Raw genomic sequence first — 14,734 nt, 5'->3', positions numbered from 1 at the left:
TTTTAAAATAAGGATGGAGACAAACTATTACATATTATATTTAATTTTCAATGTGCAATTTTAGGTATAGAAATAAGCCCTTAGTCAGTCGACTAATTGGCCTATTTAACAGTAAAGCATATCTAGTATTTTTCACCTATTATTTTCTTCTTTACTGTTTTGCAATAAAAAAGGATTAACTCACTAGATCGGAAATGAGTTAACCCTTTTTTATATACCATTGCTATATTAATATTCTAACACATCTTTTTTCCAAAGTGTGTCCACTCTTTTTCCAATTTTTTTCCATTAAATTTCCACTAAAAATATATTGAATCTTCTCCATATATATAAAATGCTAGTTTATCTATTGCACTATCATGAATGTTAGCAACTGAACTCTTAGAATATTTTACTTTCTCTGATATACTTGCAAATGATTTTTTTTTCTTATTATCTAAGTATCTTAAGTTTAATATTTTTTTCTCAATACTATCTAATTCTCTAGAATATAGTTCATACATTCTTATATCGTGGTCTATCCTATCTATTTGAACTTCTTTTGATGTAATTTGAGTGTCATAGCTTATTATCATATCGCTTATATCTTTAGTTCCTGGTTGACTTCTTATGCCTAGTTCACTAAAATTAATTCCTCCATTTAAACTTTGTCTTTCTTTTAATAGCTTTATTTCATCACTTATCATATTTTTTCTGTTTATTTTTTTTCTTAAATCTTCTAGATATTCTTTTGTTTTTTCTGCAAAATCTTTTTTTATGTTCATAATTAATTTCCTCCAAACTCTTATGTTTGTATCCTCCTACATCCTTAATTAACTCCTAAAACTTCCACAGTTAACTTTTATAAAAATCTCCTAATTTTTTGAATATTTATTTTTAAAACTGTACATAATACAATTGACTCAATTATAAATATTATGTATATGAATTTTTACCGATAAAGGCTAAGTTTTTTCTAGCCTTCTTATCTTTTGCAAATCTAATTCTCCACTGTATTTCTTTTGTTAAATTTTACATCACTATAGTTTATTAATACTACACATACTATTCGAGAAAGGATGTGTATATATGTTTTTTAAAAAATTAAGTGTGATATTTTCTATAATTTTATTAATTCTAGTATCTATAGATAATTACTTAAAGCCCAATGATTCTTATAATTTTACAAATGCTATTACTTATTTCAACAGGTTATTATTCTTTAACTAATTTAAGAAATATAATATATGAAACGTCGAAATAATTTACCGCTTTTTTATTATTTATTTTAATATTCATTAATCTACATTTTCTTATCATATATAATAATTTAATCCTATAATTTACTTATTTCTACATATACTACTTTTAAAAAGGATGTGACTTTATGTCTTGGAAAAATCTAAGTATTGTTTTTGCTATAACTTTAATTTTATTTACAAGCACTATAAGTTTTTCTAATGCTTGTAATGTTTCTGCTCCTGTTCCGATTAGCAATCGATTGATTAAAGACCTAGAATTGATTGATAATAATATGTACCTTCTAATTAAATATGTAGCTACCGGAAACTATAAAGAAGATAAAGTTGAAAAGGATATTAAATTTATAGAAGTAGCAATTAACACTTTAACTGCTGAAACATCAAAACTTCCTCAAAGAGATAATGATGTAATTCTATCTATGCAATCCATATTAAATTATTATAAAATTTCTTTAAGTAGGCTAAAAGCATATTTTGAAACTAAAGATGCTGATAATTTAATTGATGCTATTGTTTCATTTTCTTCAGGTTATGACAGCTCAAATAAGCTTAGACAGATTATAGGTGGAGCGGGAAAATAAAATCCCGCTTTACTATTTTTTATGTCTTACATATCTAATTTTATTTATAATTTAATTATCATCTGTAATATCCAATCATAACTATTTGCCTGCAATACCTACCAGATTGTATAGATGGATTATATCTTCTACTTTCATAAACTTCCTAATATCTTCATGCGTAATAGTTCTAGTTACAAACTCAATCTCACAAGCCTTATCAACTTTATCTTTAAACTGTCTATACATTTCACCTGCTAACTCAACTTTCTTGTATAGATCCATATTAAATGCTTTTACCTTATCTAGTTCTTTGTCTCTCTCCTGGATGCACCATTCCATACCTTTGATTTGCTTGTCTCTTTTTTCTAGCTCTAGTTTTAATTCCTCAATCTCTCTATATTTCTCTCTAACTGTCAAGTAACTTAAATCTTTAAGTTCTTGTAAATCTGACTTTAAACTTTCTATCTTTTTATCAGATGCATCTTTTACACCTTCTAAAACCTTTATATCTGAAACTAACTCATTAGTTTCTCTTTCATAAGTACTCCTTAAAACAAATGGTAATTTTATTTTCATCTGCTACTCCCTCCCCCTATTCTTCTCTACCTTTTATTCCTCAGGCATTCATTACCTTATCTGGGCTAATTGGATACCTTATTTCTCCGTTTATCTCTTTTCCACATATACACTGTTCTAATGCCATATAATTGGGATATGTTTTGTCATCACTTGCCTTAAAGAATGTATCTTTTATACTTGTTATAGTAGTTTCTTTTTTCATATCAACTCTCCATAAACTTAGGATTTAGATAATTCTTGTCCATCTTCTTAAAGTAAGCTTCTTTTATCTGATCCATATCTAATCCTAATGAATATACAAGTTCTACATATTTAGTTACTAAAGTATCTAACTTATGTCTTCCAAACATCTTTTTCCAGGGCAATGTTGTTATCTTATAAGCTAAATATATAAACTGTCTTTCTAAGCTAGTTGTTTGTACTTCATCAACAGTTACTATTAAGTCTGCATCTAATTCATTTGCTAAGTTTCCTATATGGCTTAATAGGTCCGATAACTCTTCTGTTAACTTTTCTTGATCAACTGGAAGCCTGTCCCACCATTTATGTATTTTAGTTTCATTAAGTACCTCTATTAACTCACTAAGCAGAGCTAATGTAAGCCACATAGGCACTTGAAATTCATCGTCTTGATAATTTATCCCTTCAACACTTTTTAAATGTTCTATAAAGCTTTTTTGTTCTTTTTTTACATAGTTTAAATCAATGACTTTACTCATTACTCCCCCCCTCTTTATATGTAATTTTGTATCTTTTTCTAAATAATCTACCATCTGCTATAACTTCATTTACTGCATGTCTAGTAGATCCTAAATATTTACATGCCTTATTTAAACTTTCAAACTCCATAGTTTTATTATTTATAGTATCTTCAACTATCAAAGGCTTTCTAATAACTTTTCTTATAGGATCTAAACCTATTATTCTGTATCTCTTTTTAAACCTTCTATTAAGCTTTATATAAGTTGTTATATCTGCTCTTCTTATATTTAAAAACTCGCAGCAATCTGTTAATCATATTCTTTGTTTTCAACTTCATCTATTACCTTGACTCTATACTTCTGACTCTGTATCACTTTACTCGGTTGTCTATATTCCCCACCATTTTTATCTTTTACATCTTCTAAAGTTATATATTTTACAGCTTTTCCTATACTTAATTTTGGATTTAATATACAAGCTAACAAAGCCATATAATTATCTGTTAATTCAAAATCACATGAGTTTGTGCAATTCATTTTTATTCCCCCTTTTAATTTCCAGGAGATATTAACCCTCACTATTTAAATTTATGTTTTTGATTTTCTAGTATCATTCTTTCAAGCTCTTCCTCAGAATACTTGCTATAACCATCACTACCGATAAAATTATGAACTTTAGAATTTTGCTTTCTGTCTGAATTATTTTTATCAGAGTTGGTTATACTTTCATTAGTAAAATCTTTATTTATTGCCTTTACAAGAAATCCAACCAGGTTTCTAATATTAGACTGGCTCTTAGAAAGAGCAATCTTTTCTTTTAGATAGTCTAGGTCATAGTTCCCCCTTTTATCTGATAACGTATCAGCTATTTTTTTTATGTCTTTATCTGCAAGTTGGTTATAAGCTTTTTTTAATTCAACAATAACTAAGCTTCTTTCTATTTCGTTATCAACAACAACCTCATCTATATGTTGTTGTTCTATATCTATATCTATATCTATCTCTTTCTCTATCTCTGTGTAACGATTTTCCTCATTTAAGTAACTGTCGGGTAACATCAAGGTAACATTGTTACCACTTTCAATTACCTTTTTATCTTTTTTCCTTTTATTTCTCATTAATTGAGCTTTTGAAGTTTCACTTCCAACCATATTTTGAAGTTCAGCTATATAGATTTCTCCATTTTCTAATATCTGAACTAGTCCAATTCTTTTAAAAAGTTCCATAGCAACTCTAACTGTATCTGCCTCAGTATTAGTAACTCTAGCTAGTGTTTTTATGTCATATGGGACTAGCATACTTCCTACATTTCTTATTAGTAATCCATTAGTCTTTAACGATTTTAAGCATAGCTTCAAGTAAAATAAACAGTAATCTTTTCCGTTTTCCTGCTCCTCAATCCAGCTTATTGCATCTTCTTCAAAGAAATCTTCTTTTAGCTTTAGCCAGTAGTATTTTTTATTAGCCATATATCTCCCCTTCTTCTTTTGACATTGACTTTGTATCTGCTATTACTTTTGCATCTAAATACTTTATAAATTTTTCATACTGAGATAGTATTGCAACTTCGTTCATAATATGTTATTCTCCTAGTAATTCTTTTTATTGCCAAGGACCTATTCCATAAGTTTCGCCGCTTATTGGTTCTTGGTATATTTGTGCTGTTTGAGATTCTAATTCAGCTTCATTCAATTCTTCTAATATTAAATCTTCAAAATCAGTTTCTTCATAATTCAAATCCTTAAGCTTTGTAGCTCCTTTTATTGAGTTTTCTAAGATTTGCATTTCTTTTTTTATACTTAACATGTTTTTTAATAACTCTTTTATGTTTTCATTAGGACTCATTATCAATCACCTACTTTCTCTCAAGTCCCATTCCTGCAAACTGCCCATCTGCATAAACTAAAAACCAATTTTTCTTATTATAAAGTTCTATACAATCTCCTATAGTTAATTCAAATAAAGTTTTATTCATATTCATTTATTTATCTCCTTGTCCCAAATTTATATATATAGCTACTATTTGTTAGTAGCTAGTTTTCCTTCTTTATATAATCTTGAAGCAATCCTATAATTTACTAAATTTATCTGTTGTAATATTTCATCTATTTCTTCTTGCGTTTGTTCTCTTCCTAATCTAATATGTGGAGGTACAATAGTTATTGTTGCTCTCTCTGTTTCTGTTTTAAAGATACCTCTTTTCAAACTAATCATCCCCTTTATAAATTATATGTTCCTCTAAAATTGTCCTATGCAAATGATACTTGTTCATTTAACATATTAATCTGTTCTTTTAATGCTATTGTTAAGTTATAGTCATCTACTATATCAAGTGCATCACTTAAGTATTTTCTCTTTATAGCTTTATAACTGTTAACATCGAACTCTCTTTTTAATTGTCTATGTATATCGCTATATACCTTTGCTCTTACTGATTTGTTGTTATATGCTTTACTTCCATGTCCACCAAGAACTTTAGTCCCTACTCTCTTGACAGATTTTGATATTTCCTCACACTCAACTGTAAAAAGCGGTATATACTCTTTAAAATCTTTTAAATCTTCTTTTACTTCTTCTATTTTTTGATCTTGTTCTTCTAATGCCTTGTATTGTAGTTTTAATAATTCCATAGAGGTTAATGGTTTTAATGATTCTTTTAATTTATTTTCTAAAGATTCTATGTACTGTTGTGTTTTATATCTAACTAATGCACTTTCCTTATTTAACATTTGCATTATTCCTGATTTATTCATTTTTTAGCATGGTCTTTCTTCGCCTTTTGTATCTTTATATTTAGCCACCGTAAAATTTCGGTCGTTAGTAATCCCTACTTTTTTAAGTGTTTCAAGTTCTTTTCTTATACTTCTTATAAAATCATCATGTCTTTTAACTATTTCATTTCCTTCTTCTTTCCTGAAGTCATTTATCAATTCAACAACTTCTAAACTTGTCATTGTTAAAGCTTCACCATTGTTCATCTTAATTGTTTCATTCATTCTTTATACCTCCTCCTTTAGTGTCTTTTAAGACACTAAGTCGTCAAAAAAAATTTCTATAGCATTTTCTTTTTTTAAATCTAGTATTCCTATCAATCTAGCAATTTCACTTCTTGTAAATTCACTCTTCCCATTTAACTTTCTATACAATGAAGTTCTACTAATCCCTAAATCATTTGCTATGTTAGGTATTTTTTTACCTTTCAATACTATTTTTGATTTTAAAAGATTCACATTCATCATTTCACCTCCGTGTCCTTTAAGACACTTTAAGTATATATCCATTTTTTTACACTGTCAACACTTAAAAGACACTTTTCGAAGAAATATTTTTATTTTTGTTGCATAAAAGACACTTTTTCTATATAATTTACTCTTGAAAGGATGTGGAGTTCTTGGAAATCAAAGACTTAATAAAATTAAGAAGGCAAGAGCTTGGATTAACCTATGAAGAGTTAGGTAAGTTAGTAGGAGTAGGTAAAAGCACCGTCAGAAAATGGGAAACTGGAATGATCGAAAATATGAGAAGAGATAATATAGTTTCTTTATCTAAAGCTTTAAATATATCCCCCTCAATTCTAATGGGTTGGGAAGAAGTCGATATAAAAAAAGAAATTAATAAAACTACGGATACAATATCCATCAAAGAACGTAAGTTTTTAAATAGTTTCAATAAACTTAATGAAATCGGAAAAAATGAAGCAATTAAAAGAGTTTCTGAGTTAACTCTTATTCCGTCTTACATAAAAGATCCATTAGCCTCTAATATAAAAACAATCGCCGCTCATAACGATCACTTAACTGAGCATGGTGAAATGGATAAAGTTATGCAAGATATAGAAGATATGGACAATTGGTAAAAGCTAGGTGAATTATGTGAATATATATGAGGAGTTACAACAAGAGGCATATGAAAATAATATAATTTTAAAAGAGGTCGGTCTTAAATCTAATTCTGATGGTTTATACTATGATGGTAAAATTGCTATTAATAAAAATAGATTAACTACAACTAAAGAAAAAGCATGTGTATTGGCTGAAGAACTGTCTCACCACTATACAAGCTATGGAAATATATTAGATTTAAATGATATATCAAACTCAAAGCAAGAATATAAAGCTAGGTTATTTTCGTATGATAAGTTAATTGGATTGAATGGTCTTATTAATGCATGGAAAAATCGTTGCAGGTCTAAAGAAGAAATGGCTGAATTTTTAAATGTAACTATATCCTTTTTAGATGAAACCTTGGAGTGCTATAAGAGTAAATATGGGGTATCTACTCAAATAGATAATTATAACATATCATTTTATCCAACATTTAGAATTATTGAATTAATAGATATAAAATAAAAAAAGATGTAGTTGTTATCCTACATCTTTTTTATTTTATTATTAATATAATAAGTAGCTGGTTTAAATAATACTCTATAATCTATCCGCTTATTTTTAGCAACTAAATTTGTTTGTGATTTTAAATAATTATTATACCTACTCTACTCGTTTATTATAAAATCTTTACTTTCTTTTTCTTCTTAATATGTAAAATCCAAACTATTTCTTTCCACATGACTGAGTCTCTAAATATTAGTACTACAGATAAATTCTGATTTATTTATATTGTCCTTGTTCTCCAATGCTAATGATTTTCTATACTCAACAGCTTCAGCTATTTTAGTAAATTCAATAACTGCATTATGATTCATATTGACCTCTTTTTCTATTTCTTCAAGGGATACATTGAAGAACTCTTTTCTTAAATTTATTTTATTGACACTTCTATTTTCAAACTTCTTATGCAATGCATGTTCTAGAGAAGGAGCATCCTCACTAAATATCATAGCATGAACATCAAATTTAAAAGGAACCGATGCATCTCCTAATTCTCTAACTCTATCCATAGGTTCAAGTCTTCTAGTCATACCTATTTTATACACATCTTCACCAAATGAACCTATATTAGATATTATGTAAACATAGCCTGCTCTAGTATTTTTTTCTCTATTCGCAATATCTTGCTTAACTTTTTCTATTTCAATTAAATTATCTTCTAGTTCTTTAAGTTTATTTAAAAGCTTTTCTTTTTCTTCATCATTAGATGTTGATATTTTAACCTTTAAATCAGATATAGCATTATTAAAATGGGTTTGCTCCTTCTCGATTTTCTTCATAGCCGCTTCTAATTCTTTTAATGCTTTTGCTTCTTCTCTCATACGCTCTTTAATTAATCTTTGTTCTTCTTTTTCATCTTGTACTTTACATTCGTACTCATATTTAAGGTACATTTCTTCTATTTTTAAATCAAGGTAAGCGTGTTTTATAGAAACATCTTGCATATCTGTAAGCTTATTTAAATCTTCAAAAACTTTTTCTAATTTCTTCTTAGAAGCATCTATATTATTAAATTTAACTTTTGATATTATATTGTCACATTCATTATTAAATGCTCTTAAAAGTAATTTAATAGTATCTAATATAAACTCTTTACCTTTCTTTTTATCATCATTTATGTTCCAATCTAATCGATGATGAGTTGCTAATTTAGCCTTAACAAGTTCCTTTTGTTTTTTTCTTATCTCTTCTAGTTTGTTCTTATAACCTAATGAGTTTTCAAACCCATATTTAGGTTCATAAAACCCATAAGAGTTTATTTCTAACTCATCTTTCAATAGATTAATCTCTTTTTGTAGATTACCCGCATTTGATTTTAAACTGTCTATTTCATTTATAGTTTCATTTTTTATAACTTCTTGTTTTTTTATTTCTTCTTTATTATGCACTATTTCTTCTTTTAAATTTAGATATTCAAGTTCCTCTTTTGTTAATTTCATATTAGAAATATCATTATTTAAACTTTCATTATTTCTTTGTAAACTTTCTACTTCAAATTGTAGCCTATCTATCTCTTTCTTATATTGATTAACTTTAAAAAAATCAAATATGCCCATAATATTATTCCTCCTTCATATTAGCATAAAACATTCTATCATACTTTGTTTCTGCATTTTGTCAAATTTTGTCATATATTAAGTATTATTATGTAGTTATAAAATAAAGAACCGTAAGTTAATACTCCTTTAAAGAGAACATATTTTCGATTAATCATTGCGATTTACTAACATATATTTTAATATAATATTATATTTACACATATAAAAAAGGGGGCATTATCTTGAAAACTTGTATTTACTTAAGAAAATCTCGTTCAGATGAGGAAGCCGAAAAACAAGGTGAATTTGAAACGTTAAGCAGACATAGGTCTACTCTTCTAAAAGTAGCAAAAGAACAAAATTTAAATATAGTAGAAATAAAGGAAGAACTAGTATCTGGTGAAAGCATTGCTTATAGACCTAAAATGTTAGAACTTTTAGAAGAAGTAAAGAATAACTTCTATGATTCTGTTTTAGTTATGGATATAGATAGACTTGGTAGAGGTAACATGCAGGACCAAGGCCTTATACTCGAAACATTTAAAAAATCTAAAACTAAAATTATAACTCCTAGAAAAACTTATGATTTAACTAATGAATTTGATGAAGAGTATTCTGAATTCGAAGCATTTATGGCCCGTAAGGAGCTTAAATTAATAACTAGACGTATGCAAAGAGGTAGGATAAAAAGCGTTGAAGAGGGCAAGTTTATAGCTTCTAAACCTCCTTATGGTTACAAGTTTATATTTGACGAAAATGGCAAAAAGTCAATGGTTATAGATGAAGAAAAAGCTAATGTAGTTAAACTTATTTTTAAGTTATATACTGATGGAAATGGAGCATCTAAAGTTGCTAATCATCTCAACTCTTTAGGTTTAAAAACAACTACAGGTCGTTCATGGTATGAAAAAGGTGTACGGGATATAATAAAAAATAAAACTTATGCAGGCTATGTGGTTTGGAATAAAATTGAAAGAACAAAAACATCTTCTAAACCAAGAAGTCAAGATGAAATTATAGAATCCAAAGGGCTCCATGGTCCTATAATAAGTGAAGATCTTTGGAATAAAGCTCAGCGTGTCTTGAAAGGAAATGCAATTTTACCGACTCCTGTATTTAAAGAAATAACTAATCCACTTGCCGGTCTGATTATTTGTCGTTGTTGCGGTCATAAAATGCTAGCTAGAAGTTCTACTTCTAAAAATGTTTATGAGAAATTTATTAGATGCACTAATTGCGGAATGAATAGAGGATCCAAACTTTACATAGTTGAAGAAGAAGTAATAAAACAACTTAGGGAATGGGTGAAAGTTTATAAAACTAATTTTAAAAACATACCTTCAATTGAGAATTCTAATTCTAATTTAGATGCTTATAGTAAATTGCTTAAAAACCTTAATTCTGAATATGAAACTTTAGTTAAGCAAAAAGAAAATCTACATAACTTATTAGAACAAGGAATATATGATGTTGATACTTATTTAGATAGATCAAAAACTTTAACTGATAAAATTGAAACTAATAAATTTAATATTGAATCAGTAAAAAAGGATATAGCTAAAGAACAAAAGGTAAATGTATCAATAGACGATATTATACCTTCTGTTGAAGATGTACTTGATCTTTACTATAAAACTGATTTAATGAGCGAAAGAAACGATTTATTAAGATCTGTTATAGATTATATTGATTACTATAAAGAACCAGGTTCTAAAAAGTCAAAATTAGATATTGTAATAAATCCAAAACTAGATTAAAATAACTGTCATCATAGAACTGATAACCAATTCAACGTTTTATCAGGTTCATTTGCCGGTGGTGAAGGTGATTATGTTGCATTATTTGAACCTGCTGCTTCTGAAATAGAAAAGCAAGGTAAGGGCTATGTAGTAGCTTCTATTGGTGAAGAATCTGGACTTATTCCTTACACTGCTTATTCTGCACCTAAAGATTATATAAAGAATAATAAAGAAGTAATCCAAAGATTTACAAATGCAGTTTATAAAGGTCAAATATGGGTTAAAAATCATACAGCTGAAGAAGTAGCTACAGCTATAGAACCTTTCTTTACAGATTTCGAGAAAAAAGATTTAGTGTCAGTAGTTGAAAGATATAAATCTATAGATGCGTGGTCTTCTGACCCTGTATTAAAAGAAGACAGTTTAAATCTTTTAATGAATGTAATGGAAGAAGCTAATGAACTTGATAAAAAAGCTCCTTATGAAAAAATAGTTGATACAAGTTTTGCTAATGAAAGTATCAAAAATATAAAATAATTTAGTAACATAAATAGTAATAATTTAATATACTTTAATATATACTATTATTAGTATATATTGGATTCGACCTTACTATAATAATTCTACTCCTATTTATTATAGGCGAATACCTTCTAAGGGAAAAGCTTGTCTTTTTAAAGATAATCTTTTCCCTTTTTTAATTAAGATAGTATATAATTTTATTATAGGGATAGGGGGAATATTATGAATAGAGTTGATGAAAGAGATCTTATATTTTCAAGGGCTAGCTATGAAAGGAACTCACCTGCTTATAATGATTATTATGAAAAAAATCCAGATAAAAAGGCTATAGATGATAGTATTAGGTCTAGACCAGAACTTTGCGGAGAAGGTACTATGACATACAATGAAGTTAATTCTCCTATGGCGTCTTCTGCATTTGAATTTTTATCAGATATTAAACACCTCTGTGAAGGACAAGTTAGCGATACAAAAATCGAAGTTAATAAAAAAGTTATAACTAAGCGTATTAAAGGTTTTGCTTCACATTACGGAGCTAAATTAGTTGGAATTACAAAACTTAAAGATTATCATTTTTACACTCATAGAGGTAGACATGAAGATGTTTACGGAAAAAAAGTAGATCTTAATCATAAATATGCTATAGTTTTTGCAGTTCCAATGGAAAAGGATATGATAAATAGAGGTCCTATGCTAGCTGAAGTGGTTGAAACAAGTAAAGCTTATGTAGATGTTTCAGTTATAGGTATGATTCTTAGTTACTATATAAGAAATTTAGGATATGATGCTAGAAATCATATGGATTCAAACTACCTTTTAATGCCTGTTTTAATAGCTAAAGATGCAGGTCTTGGTTGTATTGGAAGGAGTACAATTCTTACTACTAAGGAATATGGTTCTTGTGTAAGACTTGGAGTTGTAACTACAGATTTAGATTTAGATGAAGATTCACCTATGGATTTTGGTTTAGATGATTTTTGTAGTGTATGCAAAAAATGTTCTTATAACTGCCCTTCTACTTCTTTATCTAATGAGTCGTCTAAAGAGTTTGATGGGGTTTATAATTGGAAAATAGATGCCGAGTCATGTTATATAAAGTGGAGATACCTAGGAACTGACTGTGGAATATGCATTGCTGTTTGTCCATTTTCTCAGCAATTAGAAAGCATAAAAAATATAGATACATTTAAAGATAACTTACCTGCTATAAAAGAGGTGCTTCAGGAATATACTAAAAAATTTGGTAAAAGACCATTTGTACCTGGAAATCCAAGTTGGATGAGATAATTTCAGCCGTCTAAATAATATTTTAACATATTATTAGACGGCTATATAATTGAATTCTTTAATATCTTCACCACTTAGCAAAATGATTTTCACACCACCCTATTTCATTATTGAAATTAATTTTCTTATCTTTATACATTACATATCCACTTAAATATCCTACAATTTGTTTTAACTTATATTTAAATACTTTTATATTATCAGGCTTTATATCACTAATTATAGGTTTAAATTTTAAATTTATTTCATCATCTATAGTTGATTTTATATCTATAGTTCCATCGTTGTTGTAATTGAAATCAACATCACTATCAAATTTATATATCTTGTCATCAATCTTTAATGCATTTTCATTTACACCTGTATAATCAGTGTACTCTGTTCCTAAGTTTATAGATATATGTTCATGCTCTTCATTTGTAAAGTAGCTAGTTAGCCATTCTCTATCACACTGTCGTTTTAAAACACCTCTACCGTAATCTATAAAACATCTTGAATCACTTAAATCATACTGCTGATTTCCTATTCTTAATATACCTTTAGTTATTAAGTTCATATGCTTTGATGTATAATGAAAATGTTCTACATCCCATGGAATAAGTACATTTAATGATTCATAATCTAAGTATATAGTTGAGGTAATATCAAAATTATCTATTTTTAAATCCAGATTTAAGTAACCTGAGCTTCTTAATATATTTATAAATTTGCGTTTCCCTTTGTAATGTGCATATGAGTTTATTTTATCATCAATCACAATATATTTAATTATAGGATGTCTATATATTTTACTTATTTTTATATCATCTTTTAAATTATAAAAGTCTGCATGTATAATTGAACAATGTCCTAAATCTGATATTACAAAGTTAAATATAAAATTTTTCCCTATCCAAACATATTGATTCCATTTCTTTTTCTTTAGAAAGCTTTGATTTATAGAACAATCTTTAAATGGTATATCATTCCATCCAATAGCATACTCATTTAAAAATCCATTGTTATTACATATAGATTTGTTATCTCTTACTCGCCTCATGCCATTCCCCCTTTATATAAATATAGTTATTAAGTTAGTATATTATTCTTTTTTAAAAAAGTTACACTATAAATAAAATTTATCTTAGTTCAGTCAATTTATATGGCTATATGCAAAAAAGAGGCTCCTTAAAAAGTTAGTATATTATCATACTAACTTTTTAAGGCCTCTTTTTATTATGCATTTTTGTAAATATACAACGCTTCTACTCTAGCACAATAAATTTCCTTTTTATCGTACCCTATATATTTTGCATATTTTTCAATTTTTTCTTTTTCAATTTCAATGTCACAACCATGATTTTCTTCTATATTTTCTACATATTTATTCATTAAATATTCTTTATATTTTTTTACATCATAACCTAAAAACTTAGTTAATCTTTCTATTTCACTATTAAAATCACCATCTTCTTTTATAAAAAATTCATATATGTCTTTTCTATACGGGTTTAGAGCAATTATTTGTTTTATAACATAGCTTTCATTAGTTTTATCTATAAATCCATCTTTATAATTATTAAATAGCGCATTTGCCTTTATTATATTTTCTTCTTCTATATAACTAGATACTATATCTACCCCATTATCTAAGAGAGCATCAATTACTGCATAATGTATTTTAAAACAATCTTCAAATAAATTATCTGCTAATATATTTATTAACTTTTTATCTTCCATTGATTTTTGTGCCAAGCTTATTTTTTTATTTTTATTTTGTATTAAATAATCTTTTGATAAGTTTTTAGATTTTTTAGAGTATGTTAGATATTTTAGGCAATAGTTCTTTTTGAAAAGGTTAGTGTCAATAGTTATAATTTCATAGTTAACAACTATTTCTACGCCTTTTTTTATGCAATTATCTATATACTCTTCATAGAGTTTTACTCCAACTTCATTTATATCTTTTGATGTGTAATCTTTAGACAATTCTTTTTTCAATTTGCATTTATACTCAGTTGCTTGATTTAAAAATTCTTTTCTAATAGAATTATATCTTACTTTTTCTTCAGGAAATTTTATCAAAGCTCCATTTATATCAAATTCTTCCACCAAATATATCCCCCCTAATATTTCAATTAAAAACAAAGATTATATATACTTTGATAAAGTACACTCTTTTTCCTTCTTAATATTA

Annotated in this window: 22 protein-coding genes; 6 read left to right on the top strand and 16 right to left on the bottom strand. The window is 27.3% G+C overall.

The window, feature by feature from the left end; translation table 11 throughout:
- Window positions 1–299 precede the first annotated feature (299 nt).
- Window positions 300–764: a hypothetical protein gene (locus tag GFJ41_RS02230; RefSeq protein WP_170074484.1), complete on the bottom strand. Its 465-nt coding sequence runs from the start codon at window positions 762–764 to the stop codon at window positions 300–302.
- A 602-nt stretch (window positions 765–1,366) separates the two neighbouring features.
- Here GFJ41_RS02230 and GFJ41_RS02225 point away from each other — a divergent pair.
- Entirely contained in the window at window positions 1,367–1,822 is a 456-nt protein-coding gene (locus GFJ41_RS02225; RefSeq protein ID WP_170074483.1) for a hypothetical protein, read from the top strand.
- Between the two features lie 81 nt (window positions 1,823–1,903).
- Here the strand turns inward: GFJ41_RS02225 and GFJ41_RS02220 are convergent, their stop codons facing one another.
- The 12 genes from GFJ41_RS02220 to GFJ41_RS02170 all read right to left on the bottom strand — a co-directional run bounded on the left by GFJ41_RS02220 (window position 1,904) and on the right by GFJ41_RS02170 (window position 6,320).
- Window positions 1,904–2,380 carry a hypothetical protein gene (locus GFJ41_RS02220; RefSeq protein WP_170074482.1) on the bottom strand — a complete coding sequence of 159 codons (477 nt, stop codon included), beginning with the start codon at window positions 2,378–2,380 and terminating at the stop codon, window positions 1,904–1,906.
- Window positions 2,381–2,420: 40 nt separating this feature from the next.
- On the bottom strand, window positions 2,421–2,585 hold the full coding sequence (locus tag GFJ41_RS02215; protein WP_170074481.1) for a hypothetical protein: 165 nt from the start codon (window positions 2,583–2,585) through the stop codon (window positions 2,421–2,423).
- Window position 2,586: 1 nt separating this feature from the next.
- Window positions 2,587–3,102: a dUTP diphosphatase gene (locus GFJ41_RS02210; protein WP_170074480.1), complete on the bottom strand. Its 516-nt coding sequence runs from the start codon at window positions 3,100–3,102 to the stop codon at window positions 2,587–2,589.
- The gene (locus GFJ41_RS02205; RefSeq protein ID WP_170074479.1) at window positions 3,095–3,265 is read right to left on the bottom strand and encodes a hypothetical protein; all 171 of its coding nucleotides are present in this window, start codon (window positions 3,263–3,265) and stop codon (window positions 3,095–3,097) included. Before GFJ41_RS02205 ends, GFJ41_RS02210 begins: the two co-directional genes overlap by 8 nt.
- A 128-nt stretch (window positions 3,266–3,393) precedes the next feature.
- Entirely contained in the window at window positions 3,394–3,621 is a 228-nt protein-coding gene (locus GFJ41_RS02200; RefSeq protein WP_170074478.1) for a hypothetical protein, read from the bottom strand.
- 41 nt (window positions 3,622–3,662) lie between these two features.
- A complete protein-coding gene (locus GFJ41_RS02195; protein ID WP_170074477.1) occupies window positions 3,663–4,553 on the bottom strand; it encodes a phage replisome organizer N-terminal domain-containing protein in 891 nt (296 codons plus the stop codon).
- A 133-nt stretch (window positions 4,554–4,686) separates the two neighbouring features.
- On the bottom strand, window positions 4,687–4,929 hold the full coding sequence (locus GFJ41_RS02190; protein WP_170074476.1) for a hypothetical protein: 243 nt from the start codon (window positions 4,927–4,929) through the stop codon (window positions 4,687–4,689).
- Window positions 4,930–4,939: 10 nt separating this feature from the next.
- Window positions 4,940–5,065 (bottom strand): hypothetical protein, encoded by a 126-nt coding sequence (locus GFJ41_RS18815; protein WP_264318543.1) that lies wholly within the window; start codon window positions 5,063–5,065, stop codon window positions 4,940–4,942.
- 38 nt (window positions 5,066–5,103) lie between these two features.
- Window positions 5,104–5,289: a hypothetical protein gene (locus GFJ41_RS02185; protein WP_035118896.1), complete on the bottom strand. Its 186-nt coding sequence runs from the start codon at window positions 5,287–5,289 to the stop codon at window positions 5,104–5,106.
- Window positions 5,290–5,333: 44 nt separating this feature from the next.
- A complete protein-coding gene (locus tag GFJ41_RS02180; protein ID WP_170074475.1) occupies window positions 5,334–5,837 on the bottom strand; it encodes an ORF6C domain-containing protein in 504 nt (167 codons plus the stop codon).
- Between the two features lie 3 nt (window positions 5,838–5,840).
- Entirely contained in the window at window positions 5,841–6,080 is a 240-nt protein-coding gene (locus tag GFJ41_RS02175) for a hypothetical protein (RefSeq protein ID WP_170074474.1), read from the bottom strand.
- A 27-nt stretch (window positions 6,081–6,107) separates the two neighbouring features.
- Window positions 6,108–6,320, bottom strand: a complete 213-nt coding sequence (locus tag GFJ41_RS02170; protein WP_170074473.1) for a DUF739 family protein — start codon at window positions 6,318–6,320, stop codon at window positions 6,108–6,110.
- Window positions 6,321–6,475: 155 nt separating this feature from the next.
- Here GFJ41_RS02170 and GFJ41_RS02165 point away from each other — a divergent pair, with 155 nt between their 5' ends.
- A complete protein-coding gene (locus GFJ41_RS02165) occupies window positions 6,476–6,940 on the top strand; it encodes a helix-turn-helix domain-containing protein (protein WP_206001484.1) in 465 nt (154 codons plus the stop codon).
- 16 nt (window positions 6,941–6,956) lie between these two features.
- Window positions 6,957–7,433 (top strand): ImmA/IrrE family metallo-endopeptidase, encoded by a 477-nt coding sequence (locus tag GFJ41_RS02160; protein ID WP_170074472.1) that lies wholly within the window; start codon window positions 6,957–6,959, stop codon window positions 7,431–7,433.
- A 227-nt stretch (window positions 7,434–7,660) separates the two neighbouring features.
- Here GFJ41_RS02160 and GFJ41_RS02155 read toward each other — a convergent pair whose 3' ends face one another.
- Window positions 7,661–9,028 carry an SNIPE associated domain-containing protein gene (locus GFJ41_RS02155; RefSeq protein WP_170074471.1) on the bottom strand — a complete coding sequence of 456 codons (1,368 nt, stop codon included), beginning with the start codon at window positions 9,026–9,028 and terminating at the stop codon, window positions 7,661–7,663.
- A gap of 224 nt (window positions 9,029–9,252) precedes the next feature.
- Between GFJ41_RS02155 and GFJ41_RS02150 the strand changes: the two genes are divergently transcribed.
- The 3 genes from GFJ41_RS02150 to GFJ41_RS02140 all read left to right on the top strand — a co-directional run bounded on the left by GFJ41_RS02150 (window position 9,253) and on the right by GFJ41_RS02140 (window position 12,558).
- Entirely contained in the window at window positions 9,253–10,767 is a 1,515-nt protein-coding gene (locus GFJ41_RS02150) for a recombinase family protein (protein WP_170074470.1), read from the top strand.
- A 336-nt stretch (window positions 10,768–11,103) separates the two neighbouring features.
- A complete protein-coding gene (locus tag GFJ41_RS02145; RefSeq protein WP_170074469.1) occupies window positions 11,104–11,286 on the top strand; it encodes a hypothetical protein in 183 nt (60 codons plus the stop codon).
- Window positions 11,287–11,493: 207 nt separating this feature from the next.
- Window positions 11,494–12,558 (top strand): 4Fe-4S dicluster domain-containing protein, encoded by a 1,065-nt coding sequence (locus GFJ41_RS02140; protein ID WP_170074468.1) that lies wholly within the window; start codon window positions 11,494–11,496, stop codon window positions 12,556–12,558.
- Window positions 12,559–12,625: 67 nt separating this feature from the next.
- Here GFJ41_RS02140 and GFJ41_RS02135 read toward each other — a convergent pair whose 3' ends face one another.
- The gene (locus tag GFJ41_RS02135) at window positions 12,626–13,597 is read right to left on the bottom strand and encodes a DUF2804 family protein (protein WP_035118770.1); all 972 of its coding nucleotides are present in this window, start codon (window positions 13,595–13,597) and stop codon (window positions 12,626–12,628) included.
- Between the two features lie 176 nt (window positions 13,598–13,773).
- Window positions 13,774–14,649: a hypothetical protein gene (locus GFJ41_RS02130; protein ID WP_035118837.1), complete on the bottom strand. Its 876-nt coding sequence runs from the start codon at window positions 14,647–14,649 to the stop codon at window positions 13,774–13,776.
- Window positions 14,650–14,734 lie beyond the last annotated feature (85 nt).

The sequence above is a fragment of the Paraclostridium dentum genome (genome assembly GCF_012922555.1).
Lineage (GTDB): Bacteria > Bacillota > Clostridia > Peptostreptococcales > Peptostreptococcaceae > Paraclostridium > Paraclostridium dentum.
Note: the sequence above shows the minus strand (reverse complement) of the source record. Positions and strands in the feature narration are given on the sequence as shown.

What these genes read in the sequence shown, in the direction of transcription:
- GFJ41_RS02230 (WP_170074484.1), bottom strand. Translation starts at nt 764, where the DNA reads ATGAACATAAAAAAAGATTTTGCAGAAAAAACAAAAGAATATCTAGAA.
- GFJ41_RS02225 (WP_170074483.1), top strand. Translation starts at nt 1,367, where the DNA reads ATGTCTTGGAAAAATCTAAGTATTGTTTTTGCTATAACTTTAATTTTA.
- GFJ41_RS02220 (WP_170074482.1), bottom strand. Translation starts at nt 2,380, where the DNA reads ATGAAAATAAAATTACCATTTGTTTTAAGGAGTACTTATGAAAGAGAA.
- GFJ41_RS02215 (WP_170074481.1), bottom strand. Translation starts at nt 2,585, where the DNA reads ATGAAAAAAGAAACTACTATAACAAGTATAAAAGATACATTCTTTAAG.
- GFJ41_RS02210 (WP_170074480.1), bottom strand. Translation starts at nt 3,102, where the DNA reads ATGAGTAAAGTCATTGATTTAAACTATGTAAAAAAAGAACAAAAAAGC.
- GFJ41_RS02200 (WP_170074478.1), bottom strand. Translation starts at nt 3,621, where the DNA reads ATGAATTGCACAAACTCATGTGATTTTGAATTAACAGATAATTATATG.
- GFJ41_RS02195 (WP_170074477.1), bottom strand. Translation starts at nt 4,553, where the DNA reads ATGGCTAATAAAAAATACTACTGGCTAAAGCTAAAAGAAGATTTCTTT.
- GFJ41_RS02190 (WP_170074476.1), bottom strand. Translation starts at nt 4,929, where the DNA reads ATGAGTCCTAATGAAAACATAAAAGAGTTATTAAAAAACATGTTAAGT.
- GFJ41_RS18815 (WP_264318543.1), bottom strand. Translation starts at nt 5,065, where the DNA reads ATGAATATGAATAAAACTTTATTTGAATTAACTATAGGAGATTGTATA.
- GFJ41_RS02180 (WP_170074475.1), bottom strand. Translation starts at nt 5,837, where the DNA reads ATGAATAAATCAGGAATAATGCAAATGTTAAATAAGGAAAGTGCATTA.
- GFJ41_RS02175 (WP_170074474.1), bottom strand. Translation starts at nt 6,080, where the DNA reads ATGAATGAAACAATTAAGATGAACAATGGTGAAGCTTTAACAATGACA.
- GFJ41_RS02170 (WP_170074473.1), bottom strand. Translation starts at nt 6,320, where the DNA reads ATGAATGTGAATCTTTTAAAATCAAAAATAGTATTGAAAGGTAAAAAA.
- GFJ41_RS02155 (WP_170074471.1), bottom strand. Translation starts at nt 9,028, where the DNA reads ATGGGCATATTTGATTTTTTTAAAGTTAATCAATATAAGAAAGAGATA.
- GFJ41_RS02140 (WP_170074468.1), top strand. Translation starts at nt 11,494, where the DNA reads ATGAATAGAGTTGATGAAAGAGATCTTATATTTTCAAGGGCTAGCTAT.
- GFJ41_RS02135 (WP_035118770.1), bottom strand. Translation starts at nt 13,597, where the DNA reads ATGAGGCGAGTAAGAGATAACAAATCTATATGTAATAACAATGGATTT.